Consider the following 17,125-nt stretch of genomic DNA (forward strand, 5'->3'; position numbering starts at 1 on the left):
CCGGTCACTTCACCTTCAGGTCCAGGATGCGGTCGTCGCCCGCCTGCGGGGTGCCGCGCGTGTCCGTCTCGCTGGTGACCAGCCAGAGCTTGTCGCCGCCCGCCGCCACGACCGTGCGCAGCCGCCCGTACTTCTGGCCCAGGAACGACTGCGGGTCGGTCACCGTCTTCGTGCCGTCCAGCGGAATCCGCCACAGCCGCTCGCCGCGCAGGCCCGCCATCCAGATGGACCCCTCGGCGTACGCGATGCCGCTCGGCGACGCCTCTGACGTCTTCCACTGCGCGACCGGGTCGACGTACCCCTCCTCGCCGCCCCTGCCCTCGACCTCGGGCCAGCCGTAGTTCCCGCCGGGGCGGATCAGGTTCAGCTCGTCCCAGGTGTTCTGGCCGAACTCGGCCGCCCACAGCCGCTTCTCGCTGTCCCAGGCCAGCCCCTGCACATTGCGGTGCCCGTACGAGTAGACGACCGAGTCGGCCTGCGGATTGCCGTGCACCGGTTCGCCGTCAGGGGTCATCCGCAGGATCTTGCCGCCCAGCGACTCCTTGTCCTGCGCCAGCCCCGTCTCGCCGGTCTCGCCCGTCCCGGCGTAGAGCATCTTGTCCGGGCCGAAGGCGATCCGTCCGCCGTTGTGGACCGTGCCCTTGGGGATGCCGCGCAAGATGGTGTCCGGCGCGCCCAGTTGCTGCCCGGCGGGCTTCTTCTCGTCGTACAGCATGCGGGCGATGCGGTTGTCGGACTCGGTGGTGAAGTACGCGTAGACCATGTGGTCCGAGGCGAAGCCGGGCGAGACGGCCAGGCCCATGAGGCCGCCCTCCCCGGCCGGCGCGACCCCGGCCACCGTGCCGATCGGCGTCTTCTCGCCGCTCTCGCCGTCGACCCGGGTGATGGTGTCCTCGTCGCGCGAGGAGACGAGCAGATCGCCGTCGGGCAGCGCGGCGAGCCCCCAGGGCGACTTGAGGCCCTCGGTGAGGGTGCCGGCCACCTCGACCGAGCCCTTCGCGGGCGGCGGCTCGGCGCGCGCCCCGGCCCCCGGCCCGGACGCGTCCCCGGACGGCGGCGCACTGGCTCCGTTCGTGCCGCCCGGGGGCGTCGGGGCCGGCGCGTTCCCGTCCCCGCCGGAGCATCCCGCGGTGAGCAGGAGAACGGCAGCCAACACAGCTGTCACAGCGCGACGTTGCACGGTGGGCATCCCTTCGACGGCCGGCGGTCGTCGCCGGCGGCTCCCACTCTTCATACACCGCTCGCCGCTCCCGGGTTCCGTTCCGGATCAGCCGGGTCGCGGGTCGTTCCCGTCAGTCCCACGACCCCCGCGCCGGTGGCAGGCTCGCGATCTCCGCCAGGTCCTGCGGCGTCAGCCGCAGCGCCGCCGCCGCCGCGTTCTGCACCGCCCACCGCTCACGCTTGGCCCCCGGCACCGGCACCACGTGGCGGCCGCGCCCCAGCACCCACGCCAGCGCCACCTGGGCCGGACTCGCGCCGTGCCGCTCGGCGACCCGGCGCAGCCCCGCCACCACCGGCTGGTTCGCCGCCATCATCTCCGCGGTGAAGCGCGGATGCCTCGCCCGTACGTCGTCCGGCTCGAAGCCCTGCCCCGGCTTGAGCGTCCCCGTCAGGAACCCGTTGCCCAGCGGCATGGCGGCCACGAAGCCGACCCCCCTCGCCTCGCACCACGGCAGCAGCGCCGTCAGCGCCTCCGGCGACCACACCGACAGCTCGGCCTCCACGGCGCTCACCGGGAAGACCTGCTGCACCCGCTCCAGCTGGCGAATCGTTTCGTCATGCATCCGCGCCCCCGGCCGCCGCGACGCCCGGGCCCCCACCGCGCACACCCCGAGCGCCCGCACCTTCCCCGCCCGCACGAGGTCCGCCATCGCGCCCCAGGTCTCCTCGACCGGTACCTCGGGATCGGGCCGGTGCAACTGGTAGAGGTCGATCACATCGGTCTGCAGCCGCCGCAGCGAAGCGTCACAGGCCCGCCGTACGTACCCCGGCCGTCCGTTGGCGACGATGTGCTGATCGCCGACCAGCAGCCCGCACTTGGTCGAGACGAAGGCATCGGCACGCCGCTCCTTGAGCACCCGCCCCAGCAGCAGCTCATTGGTGAAGGGCCCGTACATGTCAGCCGTGTCGAGCAGGCTGGACCCCGCGTCGAGCGCCGCGTGCACGGTACGCAACGACCGGTCCCCGCGCTGCTGCGAGCCGGTGTACGCCCAGCTCATCGGCATGCACCCCAGCCCGATCGCACCCACTTCGAGCGCTGCCGCACCGATTGTCCTGCGCTCCAACTCCCCGTACCCCTCCCTCTGCCGCTCCCCAAACTAACCTCTGCGCTCCGCCGCCCTTCGCATAGCCTCGGGGCCATGACTTCAGACGTATGGCTGCCGGTCCCCGCCCCTCGGACGGAGGGCCTCCCCGACGGCTTCACCTACCGCTTCTGGGACGGTGGCCAGGACTTTCCCGCCGATCCCGCCGACTGCGCCTTCTATGTCGTCCCGTACATGAAGGGCCCCGAGATCGCGGTCCGCCCGCTCGCCGCCATGACCTCCGTGCGGGTGGTCCAGACGCTCTCCGCCGGCATCGACCACGTCGAGCCGGGCCTGGCCGACCTGCACTCCGGGGTGCGCCTGTGCAACGCGCGGGGCGTCCACGAGGCCAGCACCGCCGAGCTGACCCTCGCACTCGTCCTCGCGTCGCTGCGCGGCATCCCCGGCTTCGTGCGCGGCCAGGACCAGGAGGAGTGGCGGGCCGGCTTCTATCCCGCGCTCGCCGACAAGTCCGTCCTCATAGTCGGGTACGGCTCCATCGGAGCGGCCATCGAGGACCGGCTCACGCCGTTCGAATGTGCGCGGGTGGCGCGCGTCGCGCGCTCTGCCCGTACAACGGAGCGCGGTCCGGTGCACCCATTGGCCGACCTGCCCCGACTGCTTCCCTCCGCCGACGTCGTCATTCTCTCCACTCCGCTGACGGAGGCGACCCAGGGCCTGGCGAACGCCGACTTCCTGTCGCGCATGAAGGACGGAGCGCTGCTGGTCAACGTGGCGCGCGGCCCCGTCGTGGACACCAAGGCACTGCTCGCCGAGCTCGAATCGGGCCGTCTGCGCGCCGCGCTCGACGTCACCGACCCCGAGCCGCTGCCCGCCGGCCACCCGCTGTGGCACGCTCCGGGCCTTCTCATCAGCCCCCACGTGGGCGGCAGTACGTCGGCGTTCATGCCGCGCGCCAAGCGCCTCATGGCCGACCAGCTCACCCGCTTCGCCGCCGGGGACCCCCTGCGCAACATCGTGCTCACCACCCCCTGAGCGGTTTGGAGCGGATCAAGAACGGACACACTCCGAAGCCACTCGAATGCGCGGCGTGCCGACAGCCCCCTGACTCGTTACGGAGAGTAGAGGGAGTATGTCCCTGAGTGACGGGATTGGTGTATCGTCCGGTCCAAGGGGCTGCGCCGCGCATTGTCACGGCGCTGGGGAGCGACCGGACTGTGAGGGGGGCGACGGGCGATGCACGGCGAATGGACCAAGGATCCGACGCGGCGGGGCCACCGGCGACAACCTCCGCACGGCCGGCGCGAAAGGCACCGCGCCCGCGGCGCCGCGCGTCAGGGCGGCCCGGTGAGTGCGCCGGGAGCACTCCTCGCCCGGCAGCAGGCGCCCGGCGGCGGGGGGAGCCTGATCTCGCAGCTCGGCCTCGCGCTGGTCTGCGGCGCCTACGCCGTCGGTTCGGCCCTCGGCTGGGGCTCCGCGCAAGTGGCACTGATCATGGGCGACTTCGGCCTCGCGGCCGCCGCCCTGATCGCCGCCGTCTCCTGCTTCCTGTACGCACGCGCGCGTGACAGCCGCTTTCGCCCCGCGTGGCTGCTGTTCGCCATCTCCTCCGCCATGGCGGCCTGCGGGAACGCGGTGTGGGGCTGGTACGAGGTGGTGCTCCAGCGGGAGGTTCCCTCACCCTCGTTCGCCGACCTCTTCTTCCTCTGCTTCGGTCCGCCCGCCATCGTCGGCCTGCTCGTCCTCGCCAAGCGCCCCGTCACGCGCGCCGGCTGGGTCTGCCTGGTACTCGACTCCTGGCTCATCGGCGGATCGCTGCTGACGCTCTCCTGGAGCCTCGCGCTCGCGCACACCGCGCACTTCGAGGCGGAGAGCACGGCCCACGCCGCGCTCTCCCTCGCCTACCCGCTGCTCGACATCGCGCTGGTCAGCATGGTGCTCGCGCTGCACTTCCGGCGCTCCAACGCCAACCGTACGGCGATCAACACCGCGATCGCGGCCCTCGCCACGACCGTGCTGTGCGACGCGCTGTTCACCTCGCCCCTGCTGCGCGAGAGCTACCGCTCGGGCCAGCTCCTCGACGCGGGCTGGTTCGCCGGCTCGCTGCTCCTCGCCTACGCGCCGTGGGGCGCGCGCCGGGCGGAGCAATGGGGGGAGGGCGCTCCGTACCACCGGGGCCACCGCAATCCGGGCAGCCGCCCCATCGGCGGCTCGCTGGCCGCCCTCACGCCGTACCTCGCCGCCGCCGTCTGCACGCTCGGCATCCTCTACAACGTCATCGAGGGCCGCCGGGTCGACCGGGTCGTGGTCTTCACCGGCTGCACGGTCGTGCTCGCCCTCGTCGTGCGCCAGGGCATCATGCTCGTCGACAACATCTCCCTCACCCAGGAACTGGCGCAGAAGGAGAACCACTTCCGCTCCCTGGTGCAGGGATCGAGCGACGTCATCATGATCGCCGCACCCACCGGCATATTGCGTTACGTCAGCCCCGCCGCGTCCGGCGTCTACGGACGCGAGGCCGAGGAGCTGATCGGATCCGAGCTCGCCTCGCTGATCCACGCGGAGGACCTGGGCAGAGTCGTCCACGAAGTGCGCCGCTTCCTGGCCGCGCCCCCCTCCGAGGAGCCGACCACCCGCATCGAGTGCCGGTTCAAGTCCGGCACGGGGGAGTGGCTCAACGTCGAGTCGACCGTCAACCGGCACCAGGGCGGACTGATCTTCAACAGCCGGGACGTGACCGAACGGGTCCGGCTCCAGGCCCAGCTCCAGCACAACGCCGAGCACGACCCGCTCACCGACCTGCCCAACCGCGCCCTGTTCACCGCCCGGGTCCGCCAGGCCCTGAGCGGCCGCCGCGTCGGCGACCCTGGCACGGCCGTGCTCTACATCGACCTCGACGGCTTCAAGGCGGTCAACGACACCATCGGCCACCAGGCCGGCGACGAGCTGCTGATCCAGGCCGCCCGCCGCCTCCAGGACTCCGTCCGCGCGGGTGACACCGCGGCCCGGCTCGGCGGCGACGAGTTCGCCGCCCTGATCGTCGGCGAGGGCTCCAGGGACCAGGCCGCGCGCGAGTGCCAGGTCCACGAGATCGCCGACCGGCTGCGCCTGACCCTGTCCCAGCCGTACCGCATCGGCAGCAACGACGTACGCGTCGCCGCGTCCATCGGCGTCGCCTTCGCCGAGCCCGGCATCAGCCCCACCGACCTCATGCGCAACGCCGACCTGGCCATGTACCGGGCCAAGGCGGGCGGCAAGGACCGCGTCGAGCTGTACGCGCCGCAGATGCAGGCCGACGTGGTCCGCAGGACCGAGCTGGCCACCCGGCTGCGCACCGCGCTCCACGACGGCGAGTTCGCGCTGCTCCACCAGCCGGTGGTCAGCCTGACCACCGGCCAGGTGGTCTCCGTCGCCGCTCAGGCCCGCTGGCGCTCCACCCAGGGCATCCTCTTCACCCCCGCCGAGTTCCTGCGGGTCGCCGACAACGGCGACGCCCAGGAGGGCGCCCGCATGGCCGAGCTCGGCCGCTGGCTGCTCGAAGAGGCCGTCGAGCAGGCGGCGGAGCGCAACCGGGCGGGCCACGAGGTCCCCGTGACGGTCCGCCTCTCCGCCCGCAGGCTGGTGGACAAATCCCTGCCGCTCGGCTCCATCGAGGCCCTCCTGACCCGGCACGGCCTGCCCTCCGGCTCGCTGATCATCGAGCTGGCCGACAGTGACCCGCGGATCTCGTTCGAGGAGCTGGAGCGGCGCCTGGTGGCACTGCGCAGACTCGGCGTGCGGATCGCGCTGGACGGGTTCGGCAGCGGGTACGCCGCCATCAACGCGCTGCGCCGGCTCCCCATCGACGTACTGAAACTGGACCGGGGGCTGGTCGAGGGTGTCGTCGAGTCCGCCCGGCTGCACAAGATCACCAGCGGGCTGCTGCGGATCGCGTGCGATCTGGGGATGCAGTCCGTGGCGGAGGGCGTGGACGTACCCGAGCAGGTGACGGCCCTGCGGGCCATGGGGTGCACACACGGGCAGGGCATGGCCTTCTCGGGCCCGCTCGACGAGTACCGGCTGCGGCGGGCACTGGTGCGCGGGGAGTTCCCGCTGCCGGGCGGGGCGGCGCTGCCCGTCCTGGCCGGCGGGCCCGGTGGATCACTTCCCGTGCGGCATGTGGGCGCGAACGGCAGCGAAACGATCACACACCCTCCAATGCGCTCAAATAGTGAGACGCCCGTCCCACCTACTTGACAGGCACTGGCCGCCGGAGGGAGGGTCAGTGCCATGCGCACCCGAATTCTCGTACTTGGAAAGCGCGTCGGCTGAAGCGGAGCACGCACATGCGGCTCCGCACACCCCACCGGCGCGCTCCCCTCGCTTGCCTCACGGCACGGGGGGTTTTTTGTTGCACTGGCACTCCCCAAACCCTCGCAAAACCTCAGCTTCGAGAAGAGAATGCCGATGACCGAGCAGGCCTCCGGGGCCCACCATCCGCAGCCGCGGCCCCGTAACGGCGGACACCACGCCACCACTGTCGAGCACGTGACGGGCGCCCAGTCGCTCATCCGCTCCCTCGAGGAAGTGGGGGCCGACACGGTATTCGGCATTCCCGGCGGCGCCATCCTGCCGGCGTACGACCCGCTGATGGACTCCACGAAGGTCCGCCACGTCCTGGTCCGCCACGAGCAGGGCGCCGGTCACGCGGCGACCGGCTACGCGCAGGCCACCGGCAAGGTCGGCGTGTGCATGGCCACTTCGGGGCCCGGTGCCACGAACCTCGTCACGCCGATCGCCGACGCCCACATGGACTCCGTCCCCATGGTCGCGATCACCGGCCAGGTCGCCTCCAAGGCGATCGGCACGGACGCCTTCCAGGAGGCGGACATCGTCGGCATCACGATGCCGATCACGAAGCACAACTTCCTGGTCACCAAGGCCGAGGACATCCCGCGCACCATCGCCGAGGCGTTCCACATCGCCTCGACGGGACGCCCGGGCCCGGTCCTGGTCGACATCGCCAAGGACGCCCTCCAGGCGAAGACCACCTTCAGCTGGCCGCCCAGCCAGGACCTGCCCGGCTACCGCCCGGTCACCAAGCCGCACGCCAAGCAGATCCGCGAGGCCGCGAAGCTGATCGTCCAGGCCAAGCGCCCCGTCCTGTACGTCGGCGGCGGCGTGATGAAGGCGAACGCCACCGCGGAGCTGAAGGTCCTCGCCGAGCTCACCGGCGCCCCCGTCACCACCACCCTGATGGCGCTGGGCTCCTTCCCCGACAGCCACCCGCTGCACGTGGGAATGCCGGGCATGCACGGTGCGGTCACCGCCGTCACCGCGCTGCAGCGGGCCGACCTGATCGTCGCCCTCGGAGCCCGCTTCGACGACCGCGTCACCGGCAAGCTGGACAGCTTCGCGCCGTACGCCAAGATCGTCCATGCCGACATCGACCCGGCCGAGATCGGCAAGAACCGCGCCGCGGACGTGCCGATCGTCGGTGACGCCCGCGAGGTCATCGCCGACCTCGTGCAGGCTGTCCAGGCCGAGCACACCGAGGGCAACACCGGCGACTACGCCGCCTGGTGGAACGACCTCAACCGCTGGCGCGACACCTACCCGCTCGGCTACGACCTGCCGGAGAACGGCCAGCTCTCCCCGCAGCAGGTCATCCAGCGCATCGGCCAGCTCGCCCCCGAGGGCACCATCTACGCCGCGGGCGTCGGCCAGCACCAGATGTGGGCCTCGCACTTCATCCAGTACGAGCAGCCCGCCACCTGGCTGAACTCCGGCGGCGCGGGGACGATGGGGTACGCCGTCCCGGCCGCCATGGGCGCCAAGGCCGGCATGCCGGACCGCACGGTCTGGGCCATCGACGGCGACGGCTGCTTCCAGATGACCAACCAGGAACTCACCACCTGCGCGCTCAACAACATCCCGATCAAGGTCGCCATCATCAACAACGGCGCGCTCGGGATGGTCCGCCAGTGGCAGACCCTCTTCTACAACCAGCGCTACTCCAACACCGTGCTGCACAGCGGCCCGGACGCCGACGGCAGGCAGCCGAGCGCCGGCACCCGGATCCCGGACTTCGTCAAGCTGTCCGAGGCCATGGGCTGCCACGCGATCCGCTGTGAGGACCCGGCCGATCTCGACAAGGTCATCGCCGAGGCCAACGCCATCAACGACCGCCCGGTCGTGGTCGACTTCATCGTGCACGAGGACGCCATGGTCTGGCCGATGGTGGCCGCCGGCACCTCGAACGACGAGGTCATGGCCGCCCGCGGGGTGCGCCCCGACTTCGGCGACAACGAAGACGACTGAGCAGACGAGAGAGAGACTTCAAGCCCATGTCCAAGCACACCCTCTCCGTCCTGGTCGAGAACAAGCCGGGCGTCCTCGCGCGGATCACGGCCCTGTTCTCCCGCCGCGGGTTCAACATCGACTCCCTCGCGGTGGGCACCACCGAGCACCCCGAGATCTCGCGCATCACCATCGTGGTCAACGTGATCGAGGCGCTGCCGCTCGAACAGGTGACGAAGCAGCTGAACAAGCTCGTCAACGTACTGAAGATCGTCGAACTCGAGCCGGCCGCCGCGATCCAGCGCGAGCTCGTCCTCGTGAAGGTGCGGGCCGACAACGAGACCCGCTCCCAGATCGTCGAGATCGTCCAGCTCTTCCGCGCCAAGACGGTCGACGTCTCCCCGGAGGCCGTGACCATCGAGGCGACGGGCGGCGCCGACAAGCTCGAAGCGATGCTCAAGATGCTGGAGCAGTTCGGTATCAAGGAGCTCGTGCAGTCCGGCACGATCGCCATAGGGCGAGGCTCCCGGTCGATCACCGACCGCAGCCTGCGGGCCCTCGACCGCTCGGCCTGACCGCACACCGGTCCCGCTGCTCGTACAGCGCTGCGTCATCTGCTCGTATAGCGAGACCCAAACACTTTCATTCCGCACCCGCCGTACGGTGGGACGTACCACCAGCACACAAGGAGAATCCCAGTGGCCGAGCTGTTCTACGACGACGATGCCGACCTGTCCATCATCCAGGGCCGCAAGGTCGCGGTGATCGGCTACGGCAGCCAGGGCCACGCCCACGCGCTGTCGCTCCGTGACTCGGGTGTCGACGTCCGCGTCGGTCTGCACGAGGGCTCCAAGTCCAAGGCGAAGGCCGAGGAGCAGGGCCTGCGCGTGGTCACTCCGGCGCAGGCCGCCGAAGAGGCCGACGTCATCATGATCCTGATCCCGGACCCGATCCAGGCCCAGGTCTACGAGGAGTCCGTCAAGGACAACCTCAAGGACGGCGACGCGCTGTTCTTCGCCCACGGCTTCAACGTCCGCTTCGGCTTCATCAAGGCCCCGGCCGGCGTCGACGTCGCCCTGGTCGCCCCGAAGGGCCCGGGCCACCTGGTCCGCCGTCAGTACGAGGAGGGCCGCGGCGTTCCGGCGATCGCCGCCGTCGAGCAGGACGCGACCGGCAACGCCTTCGCGCTGGCGCTCTCGTACGCCAAGGCCATCGGCGGCACCCGCGCCGGCGTCATCAAGACGACCTTCACCGAGGAGACCGAGACCGACCTGTTCGGTGAGCAGGCCGTGCTCTGCGGCGGCGCGTCGGCGCTGGTCAAGGCGGGCTTCGAGACCCTGGTCGAGGCCGGCTACCAGCCGGAGATCGCGTACTTCGAGTGCCTCCACGAGCTGAAGCTGATCGTGGACCTCATGTACGAGGGCGGCCTGGAGAAGATGCGCTGGTCGGTCTCCGAGACCGCCGAGTGGGGCGACTACATCACCGGCCCGCGCGTGGTCACCGACCAGACCAAGGCCGAGATGAAGAAGGTCCTCGCCGAGATCCAGGACGGCACGTTCGCCAAGAACTGGATGGACGAGTACCACGGCGGTCTGAAGAAGTACAACGAGTACAAGACGCAGGACTCCGAGCACCTGCTGGAGACCACCGGCAAGGAGCTGCGCAAGCTCATGAGCTGGGTCGACAACGACGAGGCGTAAGCCTCCGGCACGGGGGGGCCGCGGCGTGTCGCCGCGGCCCTTCGCGCACAACTGGACAGAACGTCCAGCCACGGACGGGTGATCCTTCCGTCGAGGCGGAAGACCAGCTGTCCAGCGCCACTAGACTGCTTCCTACATACACGCGTCAGGCCCACAGCGTCGTGCGTCTTCCACGCGGCTAGCCCCTCCACCGCCTGCGGCCGTCGGGACGGCCGTCCGCAAAGGACCAGTGAGGACTCACGTGAGCTCGAAACCTGTCGTACTCATCGCTGAAGAGCTGTCGCCCGCCACCGTCGACGCCCTGGGACCGGACTTCGAGATCCGGCACTGCAACGGCGCCGACCGGGCAGAGCTCCTGCCGGCCATCGCCGACGTGGACGCGATCCTCGTCCGCTCCGCCACCAAGGTCGACGCGGAGGCCATCGCGGCCGCCAGGAAGCTGCGCGTCGTCGCCCGCGCCGGTGTCGGCCTCGACAACGTCGACGTCTCCTCCGCCACCAAGGCCGGCGTCATGGTCGTCAACGCGCCGACGTCCAACATCGTCACCGCCGCCGAGCTCGCCTGCGGTCTGCTCGTCGCCACCGCGCGCAACATCCCGCAGGCCAACACCGCGCTGAAGAACGGCGAGTGGAAGCGCTCCAAGTACACCGGCGTGGAGCTGAGCGAGAAGACCCTCGGCGTCGTCGGCCTCGGCCGCATCGGTGTCCTGGTCGCGCAGCGCATGTCCGCCTTCGGCATGAAGATCGTCGCGTACGACCCCTACGTGCAGCCCGCGCGCGCCGCGCAGATGGGCGTCAAGCTGCTCTCGCTCGACGAGCTGCTGGAGGTCGCCGACTTCATCACGGTGCACCTGCCCAAGACGCCCGAGACGCTCGGCCTGATCGGCGACGAGGCGCTGCACAAGGTCAAGCCGTCCGTGCGCATCGTCAACGCGGCGCGCGGCGGGATCGTCGACGAGGCGGCGCTGTACTCCGCGCTCAAGGAGGGCCGGGTCGCCGGCGCCGGCCTCGACGTGTACGCGAAGGAGCCCTGCACCGACTCCCCGCTGTTCGAGCTCGACCAGGTCGTCTGCACGCCGCACCTCGGCGCCTCCACCGACGAGGCCCAGGAGAAGGCGGGCATCGCGGTCGCCAGGTCCGTGCGCCTCGCCCTCGCCGGTGAGCTCGTGCCGGACGCGGTCAACGTCCAGGGCGGTGTCATCGCCGAGGACGTACGCCCCGGTCTGCCGCTCGCCGAGAAGCTCGGCCGGATGTTCACGGCGCTCGCGGGCGAGGTCGCGGTGCGGCTCGACGTCGAGGTGTACGGCGAGATCACGCAGTACGACGTCAAGGTGCTCGAACTGTCCGCGCTCAAGGGCGTCTTCGAGGACGTCGTCGACGAGACGGTGAGCTACGTGAACGCGCCGCTGTTCGCGCAGGAGCGCGGCGTCGAGGTCCGCCTGACGACGAGCTCGGAGTCCCCGGACCACAAGAACGTCGTGACCGTGCGCGGCACGCTCTCCGGCGGCGACGAGGTCTCGGTCGCCGGTACGCTGTCGGGCCCGAAGCACCTCCAGAAGATCGTCGGCATCGGCGAGCACGACATCGACCTGACGCTGGCCGACCACATGGTCGTCCTGCGTTACCAGGACCGGCCCGGTGTCGTCGGCACGGTCGGCCGCATCCTCGGCGAGGGTGGCCTGAACATCGCCGGCATGCAGGTCTCGCGCGCCGACCAGGGCGGCGAGGCGCTGGCCGTGCTCTCCGTGGACGACACGGTGCCGGCGGCGGTGCTCACCGAGATCGCCGAGGAGATCGGCGCGTCCTCGGCCCGCTTCGTGAACCTGGCCGACTGACGCACGCCGCGCGGTTTCGCCCCGTGCCCGGGACGCACGGACGGCTCGTACGAACAGGTACGAGCGGTCCGCGTCCCGGGCACGGTGCTGTGACCGCCGAGGTGCGAGGCGCACGGTCCGCGCGTCCCCGCCAGGGGGGCGAAGGAAGGGGCGGCGCGGGACGGGTCCGGTCCTCAGCGGGCGGGCGTCAGCAGACCCAGAGGCCGTCCGCCTTGTCGTTGTTGGCGCTCCCGACGTAGGAGCTGGACGATGGGGCGGTGGACGTCCACAGCAGGGCCCAGGCGCTGCCCGTCCAGTTGTAGACGCGCGTCTGGGTCCCGCGCGTCTGGTTGTTGTGCCAGGACGTCGTCTTGTCGTTGAAGCCCCAGTTGGCGAGATTCTCGAAGTTGCAGTCCGACCAGGTCAGCCGGCGGCCGTCGAAGTTGGAGTGCTCGTACAGGCACGTCCAGGCATAGCTGCAGTTCGGTGTGCCGAGGGCGCCTGCGGGCTCGTTGACGGCGCGGGCCCGCTTCTCACCCGGTAACGGGAAGGTCATGACGGTCTTGCCGCCGCGCCAGGAAACCTGGTTGACGCCGATCTGCTTGCCGCCGGGCGTGCGGGCGAGCTGTTCGTCGATCTGCTTCCGCAGTCCGGCGACCTCGCTCGCGCTGAGTCCGGCCTGCTTCGCCTCGGACGCGATCCGGGCTTCGAGCGGGACCGACGCGGAGGTCGGGCCGGCCAGGCCCACGACAGCCGTCGCTGCCGCGGTGAGGGTGACGGCGAGCTTGGTTCTGATGCGCATGGGGAGTGCGTTCCCTTCGCTCACGTCGCTCCGGTCACTCCGGAGCGACGCACACGCTAGTGACGCGGCCGGTGGGTCTCCAGAGGCTTTCTGGTCGTACGCCCCCTTGCGCGGCGGAATGCGCGGCCGCCCGGGCGGCCGGCGACGGGCCCGCCGGGTGGCCGCAGGTCGGGGGCGGTCGTGAGGGCGCGCGGTGGGACCGGAGCGGGAACGTCCCCCTGGAACGGGCCCACCGGCCGGGGTGCGCGCCGCACGGAATGAGTCAACCCGTGACGGCGTCCCGTTCCGCCGCGGCGCTACGGCCGGCTGTGCGGCGCCGGGCTACAGGCGGGCGGCCTTGAGCGACATGTGCAGCAGCAGCCGGTCCTCGCCGTTGTGCAGGTCGAGGCCGGTGAGCTGTTCCACGCGGGACAGGCGGTAGTAGAGCGTCTGACGGTGGATGTTCAGGGCGCTCGCGGTGCGGCCCGCCTGGCCGGCGCAGTCCAGGAACGCCTCCGCCGTGCGGGCCAGTTGCGCGTGCGCGGGTTCGAGCAGGGGGCGTACGACGGGGTCCACCGGGTGACCGGGACCGCTGTCGGGAAGCGCGGCCAGCAGCCGGTACGGGCCGATCCCCGACCACTCGGCGACCGGCCCCAGGTGCGGCCGGGCAAGGGCGGCGCGGGCGGCGGCGGAGGCCTCGCGCCAGGCGCCCGGCAGGTCGTCCAGTGCCGTGACGGGGTTGCCGATGCCGACGACCGGGCCCGGCGCGGTGAGCAGAGCGCCGGCCGCGCGGTGGGCGGGGGAGAGGTCGGCCTTCGTACGGACGCGGATCAGGGCGGCGAGGCGCGGGCCGGCCGGACCGGGCACCGGGAGCAGGCACAGCACGGCCGCACCCGGGACCTTGCGCACACCCGGCACGGCCTCGGCCCACGGGGCGACGCACAGCAGGGCGTACGGACCCGAGTCGCCCAGCGCCGCTCCCAGCGAGGCCAGCGCGGCGGACCGGCTGTCGGCGGACTCCGAGGTGAGCAGGGTCAGCAGACGGGGGCCGAGGTCGGCGCGGGCCCGGGCCTCGTCCGCCAGCAGCTCTCCGATCCGCGCGCAGACCGCCATCGCCGCGTCCGGCACCGGCCCGGGCGGGCCGTCGGCCTCCTCCAGGAGCCAGACGTAGCCGTGGACGACGCCCCGGTGCCGCACGGGCAGGCAGAGCCGGCCGCGCAGGACGCCCGCCGCCGGGTCGGCGGGGATGTGCACGGGGCCCTCCGCGGTGGCGATGCCGAACTTCTCGAACCAGGCGCGGACCTCGGCCGTCGAGCGGCGGGTCAGGATGGAGCGGGTGCGGACCGGGTCGAGGGTCGTCTCGTCGAACCCGCTGCCGCTGTCGTGCGCGCCGAACGCGATCAGCCGGAAGTCGCGGTCCTCCAGCGTGGCCGGAGCGCCGAGCACCGCCGAGATCTCGTCGACCAGATCCTGGTAATCGCCTTTCACGCTTCCCATTCTCGCACCCCTTCAGACATCTGTATGAGATACGGGACACGGATGCGTGACAGCTGTCGATGGCCGCCCGCCGGGGCGATCCTTAGATTTCACGGTGGTTATCCGTGCCGTTGCCCTGTCCCCAGGTCACGGCCCCCTTCAAGCCTTATCCGTGGAGGTGCCCCGTGCTGGGTCCCGTGATCCTCGCCGCGTCGCGCAGCGACAAGATGCGCCGCTTCGTGTCGGCCGCGCCGGGCACCAAACAGGTCGTCGGCCGGTTCATCGCCGGTGAGACCGTCGAGCAGGTCGTCCCGATCGTCCAGGACGCCGCCGACAAGGGCCTCGAGGTCACGCTGGACGTCGTGGGCGAGGACATCACCTCCCGCGAGCAGGCCTTGGCCGCCCGGGACGCGTACCTGGAGCTGATCGAGCACCTCAAGGGGCTCGGCCTGGGCGAACGGGCCGAGATGTCCGTGAAGCTCTCGATGTTCGGCCAGGCGCTGGACGGCGGGCACGAGCTGGCGCTCGCCAACGTCCGCCCGGTCGTCGAGGCGGCGGCCGAGATCGGCACCACGGTCACGCTCGACGCCGAGGACCACACCACCCTCGACTCGATGTTCGCCATCCACGAGGAGCTGCGGAAGGACTACCCGCAGACCGGCTGCGTGATCCAGGCGTACCTGTTCCGCACCGAGGACGACGCGCGCCGCCTGGCCGCGTCCGGGAGCCGCGTCCGTATCGTCAAGGGTGCCTACAAGGAGCCCGCCGGCGTCGCGTTCCAGGACAAGGCCGAGATCGACAAGGCGTACGTCCGGATCCTGAAGATCCTCATGGCGGGCGACGGCTACCCGATGATCGGCTCCCACGACCCGCGGCTGATCGCGGTCAGCCAGGAGCTCGCGCGGCGTGCCGGGCGCAAACTGGATGAGTACGAATTCCAGATGCTCTACGGGATCCGCAGCGAAGAGCACGTGCGGCTAGCGGCGGAGGGCCACCGGATGCGTGTGTACACCGCGTACGGCACCGACTGGTACGGCTACTTCATGCGACGCCTCGCGGAGAAGCCGGCCAACCTGCTGTTCTTCGTCCGCTCGATGATCACCAAGAACTGACCCAGGCTGACCTTAGGGCCGAGCCCTTCCACCCCTCACAAAGGAGTCAAGGAACTCATGGACGCTGTGACCCAGGTCCCCGCCCCGGTCAACGAGCCGGTGCACACCTACGCCCCCGGTTCGCCGGAGCGCGCGCGTCTCGAAGTCAAGCTCAAGGAGCTTGCCGAGAACCCCGTCGACCTCCCGATGACGATCAACGGTGAGAAGCGGATGGGCGGTGGCGAGCGTTTCGACGTCGTACAGCCGCACAACCACAAGGCCGTCCTCGGCACAGCCGCCCACGCCACGCAGCAGGACGCGCGGGACGCCATCGACGCCGCCCTGGCCGCCGCGCCGGCGTGGCGCGCGATGTCCTTCGACGACCGCGCCGCGATCATTCTGCGCGCCGCCGAGCTGCTGTCGGGCCCGTGGCGCGAGACGCTGGCCGCCTCGACCATGCTCGGCCAGTCGAAGACCGTCCAGCAGGCCGAGATCGACACCCCCTGCGAGCTCGTCGACTTCTGGCGCTTCAACGTCAAGTACGCCCGTGACCTGCTTGCCGAGCAGCCGCCGGCGAACTCCCCGGGCGTCTGGAACCGGCTGGACCACCGTCCGCTGGAAGGTTTCGTCTACGCGATCACGCCCTTCAACTTCACGGCCATCGCGGGCAACCTGCCGACCGCTCCCGCCCTGATGGGCAACGTCGTGGTCTGGAAGCCGTCCCCGACGCAGACGCACGCCGCCGTGCTGCTGATGCAGCTGCTGGAGGAGGCCGGGCTGCCCAAGGGCGTCATCAACCTGGTCACCGGCGACGGCATCGAGGTCTCCGAGGTCGCCCTCAACCACCGCGACCTGGCCGGCATCCACTTCACCGGCTCGACCAAGACCTTCCAGTACCTGTGGAAGACGGTCGGCAACAACATCGAGAAGTACCGCACGTACCCGCGTCTCGTCGGCGAGACGGGCGGCAAGGACTTCGTCGTCGCTCACCCGAGCGCCGACCGCGCCGTGCTGAAGACCGCGCTGACCCGTGGCTCGTTCGAGTTCCAGGGCCAGAAGTGCTCCGCTTCCTCGCGTGCGTACGTCCCGGCCTCGATCTGGAACGACGGCTTCAAGGAGGAGTTCGCGGCCGAGGTCGACGCCATCACCATGGGCGACGTCACCGACCTGTCGAACTTCATCGGCGCCGTCATCGACGAGCGTTCGTTCGCCAAGAACAAGGCCGCGATCGACCGCGCCGCAGCCGACCCGACCTGCACGATCGTCGCGGGCGGCACGTACGACGACTCGGTCGGCTACTTCGTCCGCCCGACGGTCATCGCCTGCACGGACCCTTCGAACGAGGTCTTCACGACCGAGTACTTCGGCCCGATCCTCGCGGTCCACGTCTACGAGGACGATAAGTACGACGCCATGCTGGAGCAGATGGAGTCGGCGTCCGACTACGCGCTGACCGGCGCCGTCATCTCCGGTGACCGCGCTGCGGCGGCGTACACGATGGACAAGCTCCGCTATGCGGCGGGCAACTTCTACATCAACGACAAGTCGACCGGCGCCGTCGTCGGCCAGCAGCCCTTCGGCGGCGGCCGCGCCTCCGGCACGAACGACAAGGCCGGCGCGCCCCAGAACCTCCAGCGCTGGACCCTGACCCGGGCCATCAAGGAGACCCTGGTCCCGCCGACCGACTACACCTACCCGCACCAGGGCTGACCGCCCCCCGG

Annotated in this window: 12 protein-coding genes; 8 read left to right on the forward strand and 4 right to left on the reverse strand. The window is 70.8% G+C overall.

Annotated features, from left to right (window positions below):
- Positions 1–4: 4 nt before the first annotated feature.
- Together E2E34_RS08100 and E2E34_RS08105 are read right to left on the reverse strand one after the other, a co-directional pair.
- Positions 5–1,189: a PQQ-dependent sugar dehydrogenase gene (locus E2E34_RS08100; RefSeq protein ID WP_208765178.1), complete on the reverse strand. Its 1,185-nt coding sequence runs from the start codon at positions 1,187–1,189 to the stop codon at positions 5–7.
- 103 nt (positions 1,190–1,292) lie between these two features.
- Positions 1,293–2,285 carry an aldo/keto reductase gene (locus tag E2E34_RS08105; RefSeq protein ID WP_138901239.1) on the reverse strand — a complete coding sequence of 331 codons (993 nt, stop codon included), beginning with the start codon at positions 2,283–2,285 and terminating at the stop codon, positions 1,293–1,295.
- A gap of 75 nt (positions 2,286–2,360) precedes the next feature.
- On the opposite strand from E2E34_RS08105, the gene E2E34_RS08110 reads away from it, so the two are divergent.
- The 6 genes from E2E34_RS08110 (at position 2,361) to serA (ending at position 12,077) form a co-directional block, all read left to right on the forward strand.
- Positions 2,361–3,299, forward strand: coding sequence for a 2-hydroxyacid dehydrogenase (locus E2E34_RS08110; protein ID WP_138901240.1), 939 nt, complete (start codon positions 2,361–2,363; stop codon positions 3,297–3,299).
- 312 nt (positions 3,300–3,611) lie between these two features.
- Positions 3,612–6,500, forward strand: a complete 2,889-nt coding sequence (locus E2E34_RS08115; protein WP_138901241.1) for a putative bifunctional diguanylate cyclase/phosphodiesterase — start codon at positions 3,612–3,614, stop codon at positions 6,498–6,500.
- Positions 6,501–6,704: 204 nt separating this feature from the next.
- Positions 6,705–8,564, forward strand: a complete 1,860-nt coding sequence (locus E2E34_RS08120; RefSeq protein WP_138901242.1) for an acetolactate synthase large subunit — start codon at positions 6,705–6,707, stop codon at positions 8,562–8,564.
- A 26-nt stretch (positions 8,565–8,590) separates the two neighbouring features.
- Positions 8,591–9,118: an acetolactate synthase small subunit gene (ilvN, locus tag E2E34_RS08125; protein WP_138896396.1), complete on the forward strand. Its 528-nt coding sequence runs from the start codon at positions 8,591–8,593 to the stop codon at positions 9,116–9,118.
- Between the two features lie 123 nt (positions 9,119–9,241).
- Positions 9,242–10,243, forward strand: a complete 1,002-nt coding sequence (gene ilvC, locus E2E34_RS08130) for a ketol-acid reductoisomerase (protein ID WP_138896397.1) — start codon at positions 9,242–9,244, stop codon at positions 10,241–10,243.
- Between the two features lie 241 nt (positions 10,244–10,484).
- Entirely contained in the window at positions 10,485–12,077 is a 1,593-nt protein-coding gene (gene serA, locus E2E34_RS08135; protein ID WP_138901243.1) for a phosphoglycerate dehydrogenase, read from the forward strand.
- A gap of 187 nt (positions 12,078–12,264) precedes the next feature.
- Here serA and E2E34_RS08140 read toward each other — a convergent pair whose 3' ends face one another.
- Entirely contained in the window at positions 12,265–12,858 is a 594-nt protein-coding gene (locus E2E34_RS08140; protein WP_138901244.1) for a peptidase inhibitor family I36 protein, read from the reverse strand.
- 321 nt (positions 12,859–13,179) lie between these two features.
- The gene (locus E2E34_RS08145; protein WP_208765179.1) at positions 13,180–14,325 is read right to left on the reverse strand and encodes a PucR family transcriptional regulator; all 1,146 of its coding nucleotides are present in this window, start codon (positions 14,323–14,325) and stop codon (positions 13,180–13,182) included.
- Between the two features lie 173 nt (positions 14,326–14,498).
- Between E2E34_RS08145 and E2E34_RS08150 the strand changes: the two genes are divergently transcribed.
- Both E2E34_RS08150 and pruA read left to right on the forward strand, forming a co-directional pair.
- Entirely contained in the window at positions 14,499–15,425 is a 927-nt protein-coding gene (locus tag E2E34_RS08150) for a proline dehydrogenase family protein (protein WP_138901246.1), read from the forward strand.
- Between the two features lie 57 nt (positions 15,426–15,482).
- The gene (gene pruA / locus E2E34_RS08155; RefSeq protein ID WP_138901247.1) at positions 15,483–17,114 is read left to right on the forward strand and encodes an L-glutamate gamma-semialdehyde dehydrogenase; all 1,632 of its coding nucleotides are present in this window, start codon (positions 15,483–15,485) and stop codon (positions 17,112–17,114) included.
- Positions 17,115–17,125 lie beyond the last annotated feature (11 nt).

Source organism: Streptomyces albidochromogenes, assembly GCF_005981925.1.
In the GTDB taxonomy this organism is placed as follows: domain Bacteria; phylum Actinomycetota; class Actinomycetes; order Streptomycetales; family Streptomycetaceae; genus Streptomyces; species Streptomyces albidochromogenes.

Coding starts and splice junctions, on each gene's coding strand:
- E2E34_RS08120 (WP_138901242.1), top strand. CDS start 6,705: ATGCCGATGACCGAGCAGGCCTCCGGGGCCCACCATCCGCAGCCGCGG.
- E2E34_RS08100 (WP_208765178.1), bottom strand. CDS start 1,189: ATGCCCACCGTGCAACGTCGCGCTGTGACAGCTGTGTTGGCTGCCGTT.
- ilvN (WP_138896396.1), top strand. CDS start 8,591: ATGTCCAAGCACACCCTCTCCGTCCTGGTCGAGAACAAGCCGGGCGTC.
- E2E34_RS08140 (WP_138901244.1), bottom strand. CDS start 12,858: ATGCGCATCAGAACCAAGCTCGCCGTCACCCTCACCGCGGCAGCGACG.
- E2E34_RS08110 (WP_138901240.1), top strand. CDS start 2,361: ATGACTTCAGACGTATGGCTGCCGGTCCCCGCCCCTCGGACGGAGGGC.
- pruA (WP_138901247.1), top strand. CDS start 15,483: ATGGACGCTGTGACCCAGGTCCCCGCCCCGGTCAACGAGCCGGTGCAC.